This window comes from Streptococcus oralis (assembly GCF_018448765.2).
Lineage (GTDB): Bacteria > Bacillota > Bacilli > Lactobacillales > Streptococcaceae > Streptococcus > Streptococcus oralis_BM.
In genome coordinates, this window is sequence record NZ_JAHCMC020000001.1 from 1,514,523 (window position 1) to 1,530,792 (window position 16,270).

The 16,270-nt window shown below is 40.8% G+C and carries 22 protein-coding genes; 1 reads left to right on the forward strand and 21 read right to left on the reverse strand.

Going from position 1 to position 16,270, the window contains the following annotated elements:
* Positions 1–3: 3 nt before the first annotated feature.
* Positions 4–399, reverse strand: a complete 396-nt coding sequence (locus tag KIH88_RS07600; RefSeq protein WP_213988866.1) for a helix-hairpin-helix domain-containing protein — start codon at positions 397–399, stop codon at positions 4–6.
* 280 nt (positions 400–679) lie between these two features.
* On the opposite strand from KIH88_RS07600, the gene KIH88_RS07605 reads away from it, so the two are divergent.
* Positions 680–871, forward strand: a complete 192-nt coding sequence (locus tag KIH88_RS07605) for a DUF898 domain-containing protein (protein WP_225901084.1) — start codon at positions 680–682, stop codon at positions 869–871.
* A 93-nt stretch (positions 872–964) separates the two neighbouring features.
* On the opposite strand, the gene KIH88_RS07610 is transcribed toward KIH88_RS07605, so the two are convergent.
* The 20 genes from KIH88_RS07610 to KIH88_RS07705 form a co-directional block, all read right to left on the reverse strand.
* Positions 965–1,219, reverse strand: coding sequence for a DUF1912 family protein (locus tag KIH88_RS07610; RefSeq protein WP_000119707.1), 255 nt, complete (start codon positions 1,217–1,219; stop codon positions 965–967).
* Between the two features lie 9 nt (positions 1,220–1,228).
* Complete coding sequence (locus KIH88_RS07615; protein ID WP_213988867.1) at positions 1,229–2,563, reverse strand: DUF438 domain-containing protein; 1,335 nt, start codon at positions 2,561–2,563, stop codon at positions 1,229–1,231.
* On the reverse strand, positions 2,563–2,796 hold the full coding sequence (locus tag KIH88_RS07620; protein WP_000368739.1) for a DUF1858 domain-containing protein: 234 nt from the start codon (positions 2,794–2,796) through the stop codon (positions 2,563–2,565). The genes KIH88_RS07615 and KIH88_RS07620 overlap by 1 nt, the downstream gene beginning before the upstream one ends.
* Before the next feature lie 214 nt (positions 2,797–3,010).
* Positions 3,011–3,193 (reverse strand): hypothetical protein, encoded by a 183-nt coding sequence (locus tag KIH88_RS07625; RefSeq protein ID WP_213988868.1) that lies wholly within the window; start codon positions 3,191–3,193, stop codon positions 3,011–3,013.
* A gap of 215 nt (positions 3,194–3,408) precedes the next feature.
* Complete coding sequence (rbfA, locus tag KIH88_RS07630; RefSeq protein WP_001273601.1) at positions 3,409–3,759, reverse strand: 30S ribosome-binding factor RbfA; 351 nt, start codon at positions 3,757–3,759, stop codon at positions 3,409–3,411.
* 250 nt (positions 3,760–4,009) lie between these two features.
* Complete coding sequence (gene infB, locus KIH88_RS07635; RefSeq protein WP_213988869.1) at positions 4,010–6,796, reverse strand: translation initiation factor IF-2; 2,787 nt, start codon at positions 6,794–6,796, stop codon at positions 4,010–4,012.
* A 16-nt stretch (positions 6,797–6,812) separates the two neighbouring features.
* Positions 6,813–7,112, reverse strand: a complete 300-nt coding sequence (locus KIH88_RS07640) for a YlxQ-related RNA-binding protein (protein ID WP_200370901.1) — start codon at positions 7,110–7,112, stop codon at positions 6,813–6,815.
* Positions 7,105–7,398: an RNase P modulator RnpM gene (gene rnpM / locus KIH88_RS07645; protein ID WP_000857564.1), complete on the reverse strand. Its 294-nt coding sequence runs from the start codon at positions 7,396–7,398 to the stop codon at positions 7,105–7,107. The genes KIH88_RS07640 and rnpM overlap by 8 nt, the downstream gene beginning before the upstream one ends.
* Positions 7,399–7,419: 21 nt before the next feature.
* Positions 7,420–8,556: a transcription termination factor NusA gene (gene nusA / locus KIH88_RS07650; protein WP_000032277.1), complete on the reverse strand. Its 1,137-nt coding sequence runs from the start codon at positions 8,554–8,556 to the stop codon at positions 7,420–7,422.
* A gap of 42 nt (positions 8,557–8,598) precedes the next feature.
* Positions 8,599–9,078 carry a ribosome maturation factor RimP gene (gene rimP, locus KIH88_RS07655; protein ID WP_038804490.1) on the reverse strand — a complete coding sequence of 160 codons (480 nt, stop codon included), beginning with the start codon at positions 9,076–9,078 and terminating at the stop codon, positions 8,599–8,601.
* Positions 9,079–9,204: 126 nt separating this feature from the next.
* The gene (trmB, locus tag KIH88_RS07660) at positions 9,205–9,840 is read right to left on the reverse strand and encodes a tRNA (guanosine(46)-N7)-methyltransferase TrmB (RefSeq protein ID WP_001266088.1); all 636 of its coding nucleotides are present in this window, start codon (positions 9,838–9,840) and stop codon (positions 9,205–9,207) included.
* Positions 9,837–10,631 carry a cell cycle regulator CcrZ gene (gene ccrZ / locus KIH88_RS07665; RefSeq protein WP_198459251.1) on the reverse strand — a complete coding sequence of 265 codons (795 nt, stop codon included), beginning with the start codon at positions 10,629–10,631 and terminating at the stop codon, positions 9,837–9,839. Before ccrZ ends, trmB begins: the two co-directional genes overlap by 4 nt.
* A 162-nt stretch (positions 10,632–10,793) precedes the next feature.
* Positions 10,794–11,405 carry a CPBP family intramembrane glutamic endopeptidase gene (locus KIH88_RS07670; RefSeq protein WP_198459250.1) on the reverse strand — a complete coding sequence of 204 codons (612 nt, stop codon included), beginning with the start codon at positions 11,403–11,405 and terminating at the stop codon, positions 10,794–10,796.
* 30 nt (positions 11,406–11,435) lie between these two features.
* Entirely contained in the window at positions 11,436–11,684 is a 249-nt protein-coding gene (gene blpZ / locus KIH88_RS07675) for an immunity protein BlpZ (RefSeq protein ID WP_198459249.1), read from the reverse strand.
* Positions 11,685–12,625: 941 nt separating this feature from the next.
* Positions 12,626–12,835 carry a Blp family class II bacteriocin gene (locus tag KIH88_RS07680; RefSeq protein ID WP_049537864.1) on the reverse strand — a complete coding sequence of 70 codons (210 nt, stop codon included), beginning with the start codon at positions 12,833–12,835 and terminating at the stop codon, positions 12,626–12,628.
* Positions 12,836–12,850: 15 nt separating this feature from the next.
* Positions 12,851–13,099: a Blp family class II bacteriocin gene (locus KIH88_RS07685; protein ID WP_125840955.1), complete on the reverse strand. Its 249-nt coding sequence runs from the start codon at positions 13,097–13,099 to the stop codon at positions 12,851–12,853.
* A 251-nt stretch (positions 13,100–13,350) separates the two neighbouring features.
* Positions 13,351–14,388 (reverse strand): thioredoxin domain-containing protein, encoded by a 1,038-nt coding sequence (locus tag KIH88_RS07690; protein WP_213988870.1) that lies wholly within the window; start codon positions 14,386–14,388, stop codon positions 13,351–13,353.
* 272 nt (positions 14,389–14,660) lie between these two features.
* A complete protein-coding gene (locus KIH88_RS07695) occupies positions 14,661–14,780 on the reverse strand; it encodes a PncF family bacteriocin immunity protein (RefSeq protein ID WP_001829206.1) in 120 nt (39 codons plus the stop codon).
* Positions 14,781–14,782: 2 nt separating this feature from the next.
* Positions 14,783–15,013, reverse strand: coding sequence for a bacteriocin-like peptide BlpU (gene blpU / locus KIH88_RS07700; protein WP_213988871.1), 231 nt, complete (start codon positions 15,011–15,013; stop codon positions 14,783–14,785).
* A gap of 242 nt (positions 15,014–15,255) precedes the next feature.
* Positions 15,256–15,945, reverse strand: coding sequence for a CPBP family intramembrane glutamic endopeptidase (locus KIH88_RS07705; protein WP_213988872.1), 690 nt, complete (start codon positions 15,943–15,945; stop codon positions 15,256–15,258).
* Between the last annotated feature and the right edge of the window lie 325 nt (positions 15,946–16,270).

Here is a 16,270-nt window from a genome sequence, read left to right on the forward strand (position 1 = left end):
AGATTACTTGAAGCTGATTCCGTGCTCTTTTAATTTCTTAATGGTAGCTGGGCCAATTCCTTTTAAGGCAAGGAGTTCTTTTTCCGTCCAGTTTTTGAAGTCAGCAGCCGACTTGATGCCTTCATCATAGAAAGTCTTGGCACGATCTACTGAGAGGCCACCCAAAGTAGCTGCGAAATCTTCTACTGAATTGGCTACTTTTTGAGCTTGTTCTTTAGTCGCTTCTACCGCTTGTTCCACTTTTTTAGAGACAACTTTTCCTGCTTCGCTGGCAGATTTTTCTGCGTGTTTCACGACTTTCTTGGTCTCTTCGACAGCCTTGGTCACTGTAGTTGAAAAGGCACCTGAACGACGGAGGCTATTTCGCAATTGTTTTTTACGTTGGAGTTTCTTTGACATGATAAAATCCTTTCAATAAAAAATCCCTGCTCTGACAAGGATTTAATAGAGATATTCTATCAAGATTTTGGCAAAAAATCAAGAAAGGAAATAAGATTCCCCTTAAAAATCTAGCCATTTTTTCTTTCAATCTAATTTGACAATGATTCGACTTCTTGATAAAATATGCAGTAATGTGCAAGATTAATTCACATAAAAAGCTGATAAGGAGAACAATATGAATAATGAAAGTTACTTTGATGGTGGTCTTTTGAGCTAGGTTAGATATGCTATCCTAGCCATGATCATCATAGGCTTTACTATTGGAATCGCTACGCCTTGGGCAGTTTGTATGATGCAAAACTGGAAAGTCCAACACACTGTCATCGATAGACGCCGCCTCTATTTTGACGGAACAGGTTCTCAATTATTCGGGAACTGGATCAAGTGGTTCTTGCTCACCATCATCACTTTGGGCATCTATCCATTCTGATTGCATATCAAAATGGAACAATGGATTACCAAACACACACATCACGTATAAACAGAAAAAGTGCGTTCATACGCACTTTTTGATTTGTAACGATTAATAATTCCGCTCGCCAAACAAGCCCTCTGGCAAATCATGAAATCCCTTGCCCGCCTTGAAATTTTCAAACTTACCAAGCAAGAACTGATAAGCATCCAAGCGGCTTTCATAGCGAATCATGGCATCTTTGGCACGCTCGTCTTGATCTTCTTCGTAAACCTTCTGACTTTCCTTGTGCGCCATGTCGTTGATCATGATCTGGGTATTGACCCAAGCTTCAAATTCCTTCATAAATTCCTGTTCGTAACTCATTGATTCTCCTTATTCTAATCCACGGAAATAGTCCGTATCAATCTCTCGGTAGGGTTGGATATCCTGAACATACTCCAACACTCCTTGGAATTCCCCGTTCTCATCGTGTACCGCAGCATAGGTGATGTGGACAAACTTGCCTCGCGACTCCGACTTGAACCACATTTCATACTTGTCCTTTTTACCTTCACGAAGGCCTTTCATAACAGCCTTCACCTTTTCTAGGTACTTAGGCGGATGGCAGAGTTCAACATTGCGCCCAACTTGGGACGGCGTCCGTTTGAAAATCATCTCATCAGCTGGCGCATTGTCATTATAATACTGGAAAATATCGTCTTTATTGACAAAAGTGATCTCCATAGGAAGGTGATTAAGGATGAGATTGGCCTGCTCGACGGAGAGATAACCATTGCCAAAATCTTGTTGACTATGACGGTCCAGCACTGCTTCCTTTTCCTTAGGGGTAAAGGTAATAGTGAACTGTCCTTCTGGTGTATCTATAACTTGCTGAACTTGACCTTCAGCCGTATCTAGTGGCACAGGCTCCTCTACGCTCTTTTCCTCAACAAAGCTCTGGCGTTCTGGAACCCATTTCTCAGACGGACGGATGATGGCATAGCCGTAGGCATCGCTCTCCTCCGCAATCTGAATCCAATCATCCTGGGTGAAAGACTCAAGGAGAATCATGAGGAGGATGGACTCTTCCTTGAACATCATACTTTCAAACTCTGTCGCAAAAGCTTCAAAGGCCTCCTTTACAGTGGAAATCGCCACTTCTGGTAGTGCCTTAGCCGTCGCTAGAGCTGTCTGAAAGAGTTCTCTGATCTGATCATCCACTCCCCACATAACTTTTGGGGGTGAATCGTGACCATAGCGCTCCATGATGGGGAAAAAGAGCTCTTCCTTGCGCTGGTAGTGAATGTCAAATTGCCCCAACAGCCCCATTTGACGGACCAAGCCCTTGCGCATCTCTGCCAGCATTTCCTCATCTTCCATAGGCTCATAGGTATCCAACAGTCTCCGAATGCGAATCAAAGCTGCACGGAGAGCCAGATTTTCATCCTTGAAGACGCGAACTGGGTGGCCAGGGTGTTCAGTATCCTCCACTTCGACGCCCTTAACAGCATTTTTAAAAAGATTGGCATGGACATCACAGAGCTCCATGACATCTTCAAAGGTAACACCTGAGTCTGAGTTCATCAGCTCGTGCTCCATGAGGGAAATCTCAATGGCTGAAACACCCGTAAAAGTCGCATCAAAACGCTCCTGAACTGACTCGGGAGAGGCGCCATTGTGCAATTCTAACAAAATATCCCGTAGGATATGAATCCGTTCATCTGCCATTAGTCTAATCCAATCACTTCATAGCCGTTCGCTTCCAACGTGCGGACAATCTTGTCCATAGGAGTTCCTTCAAGTTTAGAACCCTGCTTAAGCGATACCTTGCGACCGACTGTATTGCGCATCAAGGGATTAGCAAGTGGTTTAAAACCCAGCTCCACTAGGATTTCCAAGACTTCTGGATGCTTGTCCACTACTTCTGCAACGGGAATTGACACATCGATGATATTGTCCATGACGACCTCCATGTATGTTCTAATACTCAATGAAAATCAAAGAGCAAACTAGGAAGCTAGCCGCAGGCTGTACTTAAGTACGGCAAGGTGAAGCTGACGTGGTTTGAATTTGATTTTCGAAGAGTATAAAATGATTTTACTGCTTATATTATACCATATGGGAAGAGATTAAAAAACTAGCAGTGGAATTCCTGCTAGTTTCTTTCATTTCAAGTTATTCTTTATCCTCTGGTTTTGCGAGCCACTGGGCCACATCCATCAACTTGTCAGCAAGCAGTACTTTCCCGAATCCTACTAGAGCATTGTCGTCTTTTTCCATGTTCTTCAGAACTTCGACGCTTTGCATCATGAAAAAGTAATTCCCGTAAGTCTTGGCTAGAATTTTAATGAACCCCATATTACCTTCCCTCGTCTAACTGCAGTTTCTAGCTGATTGCTATACCAGACTAGCTAGTTATTGATAAAAAATCATTTCATATTACTCTTTCCAATTTCTATACTATCATACAAGCTGAGTTTTATAAAGCTTTTTAACAATTTTTTACTCTAGAGAGATTCTCCAGTATTTTTTATTGCCATTTCTCCACCAAAAAAGAGGGTATCCCCTCTTTCTTAGTTCTTATCCAGATTGCGTAGCATCTCGTCAATTTTGTTTCCATATTCAATGGACTCATCCTTGACGAAGGTTAAATCTGGGATTTTATACAATTTCAAATTGCGACCAAGTTCACGTTTGATAGTACCAGTTGCTTTTTCAAGCCCGATTTGAGCTTTTTGGTTATCCGAAGCCAGGTTACTCAAAATGGTGTAGTAAACCTTGGCAACAGACAAATCCCCCAGCATCTGAACATCTGTGATGGTCACACCTTGGACACGTGGATCACGGACTTTCTTTTGCAAAATCTCATTGACTTCACGCTTGATTTCCATGCCCACACGATCCGTACGGAAATGATTTGCCATGATATTCCTTTCTCTACTTTGAACCAAAAGCTAGGCCAGCAGACCTAGCTATTTTTAAATTTCTTGATTTTTAATTCAAATTGAAACGACGTTCAATTTGAAATCACCTGCTTCTTTCACTGTGGTGAAAGTGATGGAACTGATTTATCAGTCTCATCACAGGGGATTTTTGAGACCTTAGGCTCAAAAATAAGCAATGAAACCATCGGTTTGCTTGCGTCCCTCACCACCTAAGAAAGGAGCAAAAATCTTATCGTTTGATTTCTTCCATAACGTATGCCTCAATCACATCATCCATCTTGATATCATTGTAGCCCTCAATCATCAATCCACCTTCACGACCGTTTGTAACTTCTTTAACGTCATCTTTATAGTGTTTCAAGCTTGCAAGTTCACCATCATAGATAACAACACCATCACGAATAACACGGACTTTAGAGTCACGGGTAACTTTACCACTCGTAACCATGAATCCACCGATGGTTCCCACTTTAGATACCTTGAAGGTTTCACGGATGATTGCTTCACCGATAACTTTTTCTTCGAATTCTGGATCAAGCATTCCTTTCATGGCTTCTTCCATCTCTTCGATAACCTTGTAGATAATGCTGTGAAGACGGATTTCTACATCATCTTCTTTTGCTTGTTGACGCGCTTGTGGTGTAGGGCGCACGTTGAAACCGATGATAAAGGCATTTGAAGCTTCCGCAAGAGTCACATCAGATTCGTTGATGGCACCGACCGCTGAGTGAACGATGGTAACTTTGACACCTTCTACATCGATCTTTTGAAGTGAAGCAGAAAGGGCTTCAACTGAACCTTGTACGTCGGCCTTGATGATGACGTTAACAGACTTGAGCTCACCTGCTTTAAGCGTATCAAAAAGGTTTTCAAGGCTGACACGTTGGGTTACTTGACGTTGCTTCATAAGAGCACGTTTCGCACGTTCTTCACCTGCTGCACGCGCAGATTTTTCATCTTCGTAAACGGCAAAGTGGTCACCCGCCATTGGTGCTTCGTTCAAACCTGTGATAGATACTGGTGTTGATGGTCCAGCAACCTTAACACGACGACCAAGGTCATTGGTCATAGCACGGACACGACCGAAGGTATTTCCGACAACGATTGGATCTTGGACATTCAAAGTACCTTGTTGCACAAGAAGGGTTGCGACCGCACCTTTTCCTTTATCTAAGCGAGCTTCGATAACGGTACCGATCGCACGCACTGTTGGGTCTGCCTTGAGTTCTTGGATTTCAGCTACAAGTAGGACCGTTTCCAAGAGTTCATCGATGTTTTGGTTGAATTTAGCGGAGATTTCGACAAATTCAGAATCTCCACCCCAGGCAGTTGACATAACACCGTGTTCAGCCAATTCACCGATAACGCGTTCTGGGTTGGCACCTGGTTTATCAATCTTATTGATGGCTACGATAATTGGAACGTTGGCTGCTTTTGAGTGGTTGATGGCTTCGATAGTTTGAGGCATAACCCCGTCGTCGGCCGCTACAACCAAGATGGTAATATCGGTAACAGAAGCACCACGCGCACGCATAGATGTAAAGGCCGCGTGTCCTGGCGTATCAAGGAAGGTAATCTTCTTGCCATTTTCCACGATTTGGTAGGCACCGATATGCTGAGTGATACCACCCGCTTCACCTGTCGCAACACGAGAATTACGAAGGGTATCCAAGAGGGTGGTTTTACCATGGTCAACGTGTCCCATGATGGTGACAACTGGTGGACGCTCAACCAATTCATCTTCGTTAAGATAGCCATCTTCTACAAAGAAACGTTCGATGTCGGCATTATCCACTTCAACCTTTTGTTTGGCTTCAATACCGTAATCCACCATGAGGAGTTCGATGGTTTCTCCATCCAAGGATTGGTTTTGTGTGGCCATAATCCCCATCATAAAGAGTTTCTTAACGATTTCAGCTGGTTCACGTTTGATACGTTTTGCGATTTCCGCAACAGTCATACCATCTGTATATTCGAATTCTGTTGGCAATTCATGGAACTTGCGCTCTGTAACAGGTTTTGGAGTCTGGTTACGGTTGTTTTGCTTATTCCCTTTTTTATTTTTCTTGTTGTTATTCCAGTTACTATTTCTTTGATTTCTCACTTGATTCTGACTACTTCGATTCTTTTGTTGTTTTCTAGGACCATCTTCTTCGTGATCATAATCGTCACGTTCTTTGTCTGGTCGAGCTTGTTTTTTACGACGTGTATCCACTGGCGCTTCTTTCGCTACAGGAGCTACTGTTATAGCTGGCTGCGTTTGTTCAGCTAGCTTAGCAGCTTCTTCAAAGATTTCCTCTGGCTCCTTGCGTTTGTTAGCTTGAGCCAAGGCTTCTTTGGCTGCTTGCGATTGTTTGAAGCGCTCCTCGCTTGAGCGTGCGTACTCTGCATTTTGCTCTGCTTTTAGGGCTGCTGCACGGGCTTTAAAGTCAACACGTGGGCCAGCTTGTTTTGGCTGGAAGTCTTGTTGCTGACGGCGATCATTGCCACGATTCCCTTGACCTTGTGGTTTTTTCCCTTGGTCGTTAAATCGGCGATTGTCGCGGTTTCCTTGACCAGGTTTGCCACCATTACGACCATCGTTTTTCTGACGGTTGCCGTTTTGTTGTTGGTCACGGTTGTTGCCCTTGTTTTGTTTGCGTCGCTCTGCCTGCTCTTTGGCACGCGCCTCACGCTCCGCCTTGAAGTTTCGACTCTGTGGTCTTGCGGCCACTACTTTTTCTTCCTTAGGAGCTGCAGGTGTAGCTGATTTGCTTTCTTCCTTAGCGGCAGCTGGTTTAGCTGATACAGGCTTTTCTGCTTTCTTTTCTACACTTGCTTTTGGTGCTACAGGTTTTGCTTCTGCTTTAGGAGCAGGTGCAGGTTTAAAGCTAGCTGCGATTTGTTCAGCAGCAGCAGCTTCCACGCTCGATGAGTGGCTTTTCACATCCAAGCCCAACTCTTTTGCACGCGCTACAACTTCTTTACTTTCTTTTCCAAGCTCTTTTGCGATTTCGTACAATCTTTTCTTAGACAAATCATGTCCTCCTCTTCTATTCCATAAGAGACCTCATTTTCTTTGTAAATCCAGCATCTGTCACAGCCAAAACCTTTCTCGGTTTCCCGACTGCTATGCTTAATTCCAGTGTTGAAAACACGGTTATAACTTCTACTTGATAATAGTCACTTTTATCTTGAATCTTCTTGGTCAGATTGGGACCAGCATCCTGTGCTAGAAAGACTAGCTTGGCTTTCTGGTCTTGGATGGCCTTGACCACCAATTCCTCACCCGATATGATCCGGCCTGCTCGTTGAGCAAGTCCCAAGAGATTACTTATCTTTTGCTTATTCAAGTCCTAACTCTCTTCTTTTCACTTTGTGATCCACATAGGCGATCAACTCGTCATAAAAGCTTTCTTCCACTTCCATGTTAAAGCTGCGGTTAAAGACTCTCTTCTTTTTGGCCTCTAGGGCTTCTGCGTTGTCTAGCTTGATATAAGCGCCACGACCATTGGCCTTGCCTGTCGGATCGATAAAGACTTGCCCTTCTTTGTTCTTGACAATGCGGAGCAAATCACGCTTATCAATCACTTCGTTGGATACAACAGACTTGCGCAAAGGGATTTTTCTTGTTTTCATCTTTCCCTCCTCTAGCAGCTTTTATTCTTCGATCAATTCGTCCGCAGCTGCGTAATCCACTTGGCCTGCTTCTTCCATAGCTTCAAATTCACTGGCAGACTTGATATCGATACGGTAACCCGTCAAATGAGCCGCCAAGCGAACGTTTTGTCCACGACGACCGATAGCAAGAGAAAGCTTGTTATCAGGCACAACGACTAAGGCACGTTTGCTGTCATTTTCATCAAAGATAACTTGGTCAACCTCAGCAGGAGCGATGGCATTGTAGATAAACTCAGCTGGATCTGCTACCCACTCGATAACGTCGATGTTTTCTTCAACAGGAATCATACGGTCACTCTTGGCATCGTAACGAGCTGGGTGGAATTTGCTGGTGATTTTCTTGATATTGGCACCACCACGTCCAACGATTGTCCCAATAGCGTCCACGTTTGGATTGTGGCTACGAACGGCAACTTTCGTACGGTCACCAGCTTCGCGGGCTACGCTCATGATTTCAACAGTTCCATCGTAAACTTCTGGAATTTCTTGCTCCATCAAGCGTTTGATCATTTCAGGATGGCTACGGCTAACAAAGACATTGACACCACGAGGGTTGTCTTCAACCTTGTAAACGTAGACTTCGATACGGTCATGGGAAGCAAACACCTCTCCAGGAATTTGGTCTTGTTTTGATAATTGGGCTTCGATGCTGCCAAGGTTGACGTAAATAAAGCGGTTGTCAAATCGTTCTACTGTACCAGACATGATTTCTTGTTCATGTTCTTTATAAGTATTGTAAGTGATGGCACGTGTTTGCTTGCGCATTTTTTCCATGATGGTTTGTTTGGCAGATTGGGCTGCTACACGACCAAACTCAGCAGGTGCTTCTTCAAACTTGATTTTGTCACCAAGCTCATAGGCTGAATTAATGGCAAGGGCATCTTTCAAGCTGATTTCCAAACGGCTATCAAATACTTCATCTACAACTTCACGAACAGTATAGACAGTAAAGTCACCAGTCTTTTCATTAAAGTCGATGGCTACGCTATCTGACTGACCATAGCGTCTACGATAAGCGGAACGAAGCGACTCTACTACTGCGTCGATGATGTCTTCTTTTTTGATTCCCTTGTCTTCTTCCAAAATGCGGAAGGCCTCTAGCATTTCTTTACTCATGTTTTCTTCACTTTTGAATCCTCAAAAGCTATCCTTTCTTTTCTATAATTTTACTGCTAAACGTGCTTTTGATACTAAACTGTATGGAATTTGGACGGTTTTCTTACGTGTCTTGTCCATATACTCCATAGTCAACTCATCCTCTTCAAAGGATACCAAGGTACCTTCAAAGACTTTTTGCTTATCGATAGCTTGGTAGAGCCCGACATGAATGTATTTCCCAACAGCTCCAGCGACAGCATCCTTAGTTTTTAAAGGACGTTCCAAGCCTGGACTGGTGATTTCTAGGAAATATTGTTCTGGGAAGGGATCGGGCTTGATGGTATCTAGGACAGGACTGATGATTTCTGTCAGGTCTGCCGTGTCGTTCAAGGTAATTCCTTCGGGTTTATCTACAAAAATACTGAGAATCATGTCACTGCCAATCTTTCCATACTCGATATCCACGAGCTCGAAAGGCGCTTGAATGACAGGTTCTACAACTTCTCTGACTAATTCTACGATTGTTGCGATTGTGTCCACCTCCTCATAAGCAAGAGGCGAAGATATTTCCCCGCCTCTCTTTCTCATATTCTTACTATCAGTATAGCACGTTTGTCAATTTATGTAAAGCATTAGCACTCAAACAGCTGGTTTTCAAGCTATTTCTTAAAATTCTGCTTCAACTCGGTAGATCACTTGACCTTTGCTGGAGAATTTTTGCTCATACTCTGTCATGACATTGCCTTCAAAATCACTGGCATGCAAGTCCAGCCAAACACCATTGAGTTTCATCCCATACTGAGAAAAGCTCACTAGACTGTACTCAAACAAGCCACGATTGTCTGTCTTGAAATGGATTTCCCCATTCTCAGGCAAGATGCGCTTGAAGGTATCCAAGAAACTCTTGTAAGTCAAACGACGTTTTTCATGGCGCTTTTTGGGCCAAGGATCCGAAAAATTCAAATAGAGGCGGTCAATCTCACCGTCTTCAAAGTAGTCAGTCAGATCTGAACCATCTACCCACAGCAATTTGATATTTGGCACTCCAACTTCAAGCACCTTGTCTAAGGCATAACTCAATACCGACTTTTGAATGTCAATCCCGATGTAGTTGATGTCAGGATTTTGCTTGGCCATTCCTGATACGAAGGCCCCTTTCCCACTTCCAACCTCTACATGAATAGGATGATCATTTCCAAACAAGTCTCGCCATTTCCCTTTAGCTTCCAAGGGATTGAGGACCACATACTGAGGATTGGCCTCTAGTAATTCTGTCGCCCCTTTACGATTTCTAACTCTCATCTCTTCTTTCCATACTTGTCACGGAAGACGCGCAAGGCGTAAATCTCCCGGTTTACATTGTCTAAATCTTGATTTTCACAGTATTTGGCAATCTGGTTCAAGTAAGAATACTGACCATACCAATACAATTTATCTAACACTGTCTGATTGTACTTATAGCCGTAGTCTCTCAACCATTGACGCCACTGATGATCTGGAATGTAGTGGCATAGCAAATGCGCCACATCAAACATACGATCCGTCAGACGAACCGAATCCCAATCCACTAGATAAACGAGTCCACTCTCTGTCTCAATCCAATTACTATGGCGAAGATCACCGTGCACAATCGTTGCATGGTCTTCTCTAAAACCTGGAACCGTCTTACCTAGCTCAGCAATCACACTATTCAAGTAGTGATTCTGTTGCAAGATTTCTGGTACTTCTTGTTTCCAAGAACGCAACAAATCAACTGGTTTTTCCATGGTATATCCCAAACGACTCAACTGCTTCATCAAGGGACGCGAGCGGTGGAGACGGTTCAAGATATTGATAATCTGCTTGCGATTCATATCGTAAGGGGTCAAGATTTTGCCCGTCAGCCATTCCTGAGCACACATATCACGGCCATCTGACAAACGACGAGTCCATAGTAATTGAGGAGCGATTTGTTCTCTGGCTAGGCCAGGTAGGATTGGAGAGGTGTTCATTTTTACAAAGACGCGCTTCCCATCAGGGTAGCTTCCCATATAAGCTTTGCCGCTCTTCCCAGGGATAGGGGTCAGCGTTAGCTCATTATCACCCAAGTCCATTTCTTTCCTCCGTATAAAGTTTCCTTACTATTCTACTAGTTTTTGGTCTATTCGTCAACCGCTCCACACCTGATTCTCAAAGAAAAGCATCTCAATTGGCTCAGGCTATCATTATAGCTTAAAAAAGGCAAGCACCGTCTTCTGCTTACCTTTTCATAATTTTTAGAAATAAGTTAAAAGTGGCAAACTGTTGTAAGACATGTGGACTAGAGTAGAAACCCACAAATTTTGGCTCTTTTTATAAGCAAAGCCCAGCAACAAGCCCCCAAGTAGATAATAGAAAAACGAAGGCACATCGTAAGGTTCATGCATGAAAGAAAAGAGAGAGGAAGTCAGTACAAGCCCTAACCAAGAATTTTCAAATATAGCCCCCTGAAGAAGTCCTCTGAACATGAGTTCCTCCTGGATTGGTCCCAAAACTGTAACACTTATAATAAAGGAAAGCGAAAGTCCTTTACTCGTTTCCTCAAGGTGTTGAGCCGAGGCACCAGAAGCAACTGAGAAAAAAGCATGATAGCCTATATTTACCAGCACCGTAAGAAGAAAGATTCCAATGAAGAGCAAGAGTTGTTTCTTGCTTAAAATCCTAAAAGAAATCATATCGAACCATCTCGCATAGACAAAACTAAGGAAAAGCAAGAGACTCTTTATAAGAATGAATGTGTACTGGTGTTGAAAATAATTCCCTTGATTGATGGAATACCCCGCTGCATCAACGATTACAAATACTAAAAATCCAAAAAATAAGGCATGACATTTATTAAAAATTCTCATAAAACTATCCTCCCCACCAAACAGACTTCCCTACACGTCATCTTTTAGCTCTAGCCTTTCCAAAACAAACCATTTGAGTAACCAAAATCCGACCACATAACCAGCCCCTAAGAATATAGCCATTAAAGCTAACATGGGATTTAGGAAATAAAAGATCACAACAGATACAAAGGTTAGCACAAAAACATTAAAGGCAATGGTGTCAGAAGCCAAGACTAGAATATAGGGCGTCAACCAGTCTAAGGTTTTTGAATCTAGGAAAAATAAGTGTTTATACATGATGTATTCCTATACAGCATAGAGAGTATAAACTCAAAGAAATACCTGGATTAATAACTCTATATATCAATTAAATCCTCTAATGTGGCCATAAGCCCCCACCAGCTGCACAAATTAAATAGATCTGAATAGTCACCATTTATATTTTCATACTACCATCCTATCAAACAAATAATCAAAACAGACAATTCTACTTTCAATTGTTCACCTTTTGCTCCACTTCCAATATAGAACTTTCCTGACTACTATAAGATTGACTAACTTCTCATGATTCGTTGTTACCATGCTTTCAGCTCTCATCAGAACCTCACATCAATAGATAAATCGTACATCTTTTCTCGTACACTCTCGTGATTTAAATATATGGATTAGGTATACCTATTTGTGCTTTAGAGTGTGAAGCCACTTTATCCTCTAAACGTGTCTTACTACTGTTCTTTAAGCCATGATTTCGCTATGCCTTCTTCTCCCCGCTACCTCACGATAGTCGGGCTTGAGAATCGCTATTGAATTCACCGGTAGCGGGTGCACACGGAGGACTTACACATCAAATAAACGTCATGCCCGTCGTACTCAAAAAAGAAAGGACGAAATTAGTCCTTTCTCGATCTTAGCTTTTCTTCAACTCACTACAGTTGACAATGAGCCAAAGGATAGTTAATAACCTATTGAAGTGTCAAATGTTGCTAACTCCATTTATCTTCAAATTTAAATAGACACATTATCGGAGTTATCAGTAAGAAAAAATCTAACCAATTCAGATAATTCATAATATAGGATATAATACCAGCCATAACGAAAAGGTACAAAGCTGTACGATATCCTCTCTTTGGGTTTTTATCAGCCTTGGTGTTAAAAATAATGTACACACAACAAATTGCAATGAGTATAAGCTGAATCATAGTTCCATTTAACATATTAATACCCATTCCTTTTTTAAACTATTTTGGGGGTCTCAATCCAAAAGCTATAATGCCACCTACTATAGCGCCCCCTGTTGCGCAAATCAAATAAGCTTGAGGGCCTCCAGCAATACAAGATTGTCCTGCCTGAAATGCACCCGACAAGGCTCCTACAACTACATCTCCTCCCAATCCACCTCCAGAAATATTACTTAATTCTTGATTGTCTACTATTTTGTAATCAAACATAATTTCTACTCCCTTCTATGGCCAAATATTATCAGCAATTGCAGTAAAAGCACCACCAAGTTTAGCTCCAGCCCAAGCACAGCCAGCAGTCATAGCCCATGCGGAACCACCAGTAAGGAGTCCTCCTACCGTACACATAGCAACTCCGATACCTGCTCCATAGACAGCTCCTTTTCCTACTGTTCCCCAATCAGTTCCTCCCTCAATGCTAGCCAGCATTTCAGTATCCATAACCTCTAACTGTGACAACATTTTTGTATCCATGACAAATACTCCTTTTTTATTTTTAATTTTTAATTTTTGTCTTGTTGCAACTTTGACAAGTTTAGTATATCATCGTTTATTAATTTTTTTCATCCAAATCTTGAATTGTCATCGAAACGTCTTGAATTGTTAAAAAATTTAAAAAGCAAGCATTAAAAACATACTTGCCCTTTCACTCTTGTCTATAGGAAAATTCTAGCCATATGTTATTACAAACAAATAATATCATTGCACCTGTTTACCATCTATTTTTATTTATGAATTTTTTGTTTCACTTTAATCATTATAGAAGCCATAAAAAACGCGACAGCTAGCCGAATCAGTTGGTAACTTTCTTCCTCTCCTGTTTTCGGTAATAATTTTTCATTAGAAGTAATAGATTGGCTTACATAATCAAGCCCCTTAACATCGGTTAAAGGAGTTTTATTTTCTTGAGCAGCATCAAAAATAGGTTTGAGAGTTTCCAATTGATTCTTATTGTCTAACATTGCTAAATCGCCAGATTGAGTAGTTTTAGCTTTGGAAGTTGAGTTTATACTCTCCACTTTCCCACTATTTTCACTATTAGAATTGGGATTATCATTGGATATTTTCATTTCGGTTCTTTTTTCATCACTCATACCTTTACTTTCACTTACAACTTTATCACTAGTACTCATGCTGTCATTTCTAGTTTTCTCATCATGCACACTTTCTGTTACTGTATCCTCAGAAGATGCTATTGTTTCCGTTTGCTTAGGTGAGTTTCTAGAGTACATATAATCATACACCTGTTGTGCAGTCGCTCCCCCACCAACCCATCCAGATATCGGATGTCCATTTTTTAAATACAAAATTGTTGGTGTTCCTGGAATACCGACTTTTTTAAATAGAAACTCTCTCGCTTCCCCGTCAAAATCTTTACCATCCAAATCATAATATTCTAACTTCTTTTCAATCAAGTTATTAAATTCTTTCAATTCAGGAGAAAATTGACGACAATGAGAACAAGTTTTTCTACCAAAATATATAGTATGTTCCAATTGATCCTCTGTAAAAGATTGACGAACGGCTTCAATATCTATCTTTTTAAATTCCGCAACATTCTGCTCATACTCCTCGGGAGTTACAACGGAAGGTTTATGCTCCACATTTTCCTTAGCCGATGGCAAATCTGGTGCCACAACAGAACTATCATTAGCCTGAATAGAGGAAGAAGTAGTCTGTTCTTCTGCATATACAACACCCGTAGTAATAGATGCAAATACAAGTGGTACAAGTAATAGCGATTTTATCTTTTGTTTCCTCATATAGGAATACTCCTTTACATTTGTTATCTCTATCTTACCTTATTTAAGATTACAAATTCATCTAAATCTTAAATGGTCATCGAAACGTCTTGAATTGTAAAAAAATTAAAAAAGCAAGTATGAAAAACATACTTTCCTCTTTATATTGTATTGATACCAACTTGTTTGTAGACTTTTCATCCTGCTATCACATATCATTTTGACAGGCTAAACAAAATTAAAGAAACTCCCCTGTAAATTAAGCTAGCAAATACAGGGGAGAAATTTATTTTTTACGGGGTACTATCCGTATCCTTTTTGGGAGATTTTGAAAATATTTTTCTAATTAAATCATCCATATAAGGACCAAATATACCAACTACTAAACCAATTATAAAACTTTTAAAATCCATAATTACCACCAACATGTTGCTGCATAGGCTACACCTCCAAGTATAGCTCCACCCACAGCACCAGTTGCAGCACCTTGCCATGTTCCTGTTTTAATGCCTAGTTGAAGACCTCTTGCTACTCCTCCTCCAACACCTGCTTTGGCAAAATCTCCCCAATTGCAACCACCACCTTCAACGCAAGCGAGCATATCAGTATCTATAATCTCAAATTGTGACATCATTTTTGTATTCATGGCAAATACTCCTTTTTTATTTTTAATTTTTATCCTGTTGCAACCTTGACAAGTTTAGTATATCATTGTTTTTTAAAATTTTTCATCCAAATCTTGAATTGTCATCGAAACGTCTTGAATTGCTCAAAGAGCACAATTTCCTTAGTCAACTAATAAGAAGTGAATAAGATTAAATTCTATTATTCAGAAATCTAATCTTATTCACTTCTTATAATCGATAATTATTTTTTAATCTATTATTTTTAGCTAAATATCCTGTGTAAAAAAGTCATCAAAAATGGTAATGTTGCGAAAATATTATTGATCATATGCACTGCATAGGAAGGATAAATGCTCTTGGTATAGCGGGTCAAACCAGCAAAAATGATTCCAGATGTTGCAAAGACGAAGATATCTAACAGACTAGGAAAGTTTGAAAAATGAGGGAGAGCAAATAAAATGGACGGAAGAAGCAAATCAAGAGCAAATCTCGAATCCTTAAAAAAGGCGTGTTGCAGTAATCCTCTATAGAGCAACTCTTCCATCAGTGGAATCAGAAAGAACAGGGCTATATAAATACCTAGCTCTGCAAAGTTAGTCCCACTATAACCAATCAATACAGCCCAACCTTCCGCAGTTGACTGAACATGTTTAGCTGTCTGAACGTTAAAAGAGATCTGGAACACTACCACTAATACTGTCAAAATCGAATACCAAAGCCATTTTTTTCTTGGAATGCGAAAGAGATAACCATGGCCTGTCTTAACAAGAACCACAATCATGACTCCAATAAAAAGTAAACTCAAGATATTTTGAATCCAGAATAAATTGCCTATCTGAGAAGAAAATTGCCAATAGTTTTGGACGATAAGCGTCAGCTGAGAAAGACCAAATACGAAAAATAGGTAGGATAAAATTGCACTTGTTTTGAATAGAAGCTGATACTTTTTCATGTAATCCCTCCTTTATAAACTCGGAACATCTCTAATATAAACCATATTTCCCTAAATCCTTACTCTAAATCTTAAGCAGTGCTTGAGATTTCCTGAATGGTTAAAATAAGGGAAATTGGAAAACAGGAATATCTATGTCTTTATTTCAAAAAAGCACTGCCTCCCCCAGATAAACCTGAGGAAAACAGTGATTCAGTTTTTAGGAATCAGGAATGAATGTAAGGAGATGCATTTGACATTTTTATAATAAAAATCAAAAAACAAGGTATAATCTTTATTGAAAACAGCCATAAAGGTATAATCACTTAAACACTAAGTAAGCCTT

Excerpts from the sequence above, each read along its gene's own strand:
- KIH88_RS07600 (WP_213988866.1), bottom strand. The coding sequence starts at position 399 with ATGTCAAAGAAACTCCAACGTAAAAAACAATTGCGAAATAGCCTCCGT.
- KIH88_RS07605 (WP_225901084.1), top strand. The coding sequence starts at position 680 with ATGATCATCATAGGCTTTACTATTGGAATCGCTACGCCTTGGGCAGTT.
- KIH88_RS07610 (WP_000119707.1), bottom strand. The coding sequence starts at position 1,219 with ATGAGTTACGAACAGGAATTTATGAAGGAATTTGAAGCTTGGGTCAAT.
- KIH88_RS07615 (WP_213988867.1), bottom strand. The coding sequence starts at position 2,563 with ATGGCAGATGAACGGATTCATATCCTACGGGATATTTTGTTAGAATTG.
- KIH88_RS07620 (WP_000368739.1), bottom strand. The coding sequence starts at position 2,796 with ATGGACAATATCATCGATGTGTCAATTCCCGTTGCAGAAGTAGTGGAC.
- KIH88_RS07625 (WP_213988868.1), bottom strand. The coding sequence starts at position 3,193 with ATGGGGTTCATTAAAATTCTAGCCAAGACTTACGGGAATTACTTTTTC.
- rbfA (WP_001273601.1), bottom strand. The coding sequence starts at position 3,759 with ATGGCAAATCATTTCCGTACGGATCGTGTGGGCATGGAAATCAAGCGT.
- rnpM (WP_000857564.1), bottom strand. The coding sequence starts at position 7,398 with ATGAAAACAAGAAAAATCCCTTTGCGCAAGTCTGTTGTATCCAACGAA.
- nusA (WP_000032277.1), bottom strand. The coding sequence starts at position 8,556 with ATGAGTAAAGAAATGCTAGAGGCCTTCCGCATTTTGGAAGAAGACAAG.
- trmB (WP_001266088.1), bottom strand. The coding sequence starts at position 9,840 with ATGAGAGTTAGAAATCGTAAAGGGGCGACAGAATTACTAGAGGCCAAT.
- ccrZ (WP_198459251.1), bottom strand. The coding sequence starts at position 10,631 with ATGGACTTGGGTGATAATGAGCTAACGCTGACCCCTATCCCTGGGAAG.
- KIH88_RS07670 (WP_198459250.1), bottom strand. The coding sequence starts at position 11,405 with ATGAGAATTTTTAATAAATGTCATGCCTTATTTTTTGGATTTTTAGTA.
- blpZ (WP_198459249.1), bottom strand. The coding sequence starts at position 11,684 with ATGTATAAACACTTATTTTTCCTAGATTCAAAAACCTTAGACTGGTTG.
- KIH88_RS07680 (WP_049537864.1), bottom strand. The coding sequence starts at position 12,835 with ATGTTTGATTACAAAATAGTAGACAATCAAGAATTAAGTAATATTTCT.
- KIH88_RS07685 (WP_125840955.1), bottom strand. The coding sequence starts at position 13,099 with ATGGATACAAAAATGTTGTCACAGTTAGAGGTTATGGATACTGAAATG.
- KIH88_RS07690 (WP_213988870.1), bottom strand. The coding sequence starts at position 14,388 with ATGAGGAAACAAAAGATAAAATCGCTATTACTTGTACCACTTGTATTT.
- KIH88_RS07695 (WP_001829206.1), bottom strand. The coding sequence starts at position 14,780 with ATGGATTTTAAAAGTTTTATAATTGGTTTAGTAGTTGGTATATTTGGT.
- blpU (WP_213988871.1), bottom strand. The coding sequence starts at position 15,013 with ATGAATACAAAAATGATGTCACAATTTGAGATTATAGATACTGATATG.
- KIH88_RS07705 (WP_213988872.1), bottom strand. The coding sequence starts at position 15,945 with ATGAAAAAGTATCAGCTTCTATTCAAAACAAGTGCAATTTTATCCTAC.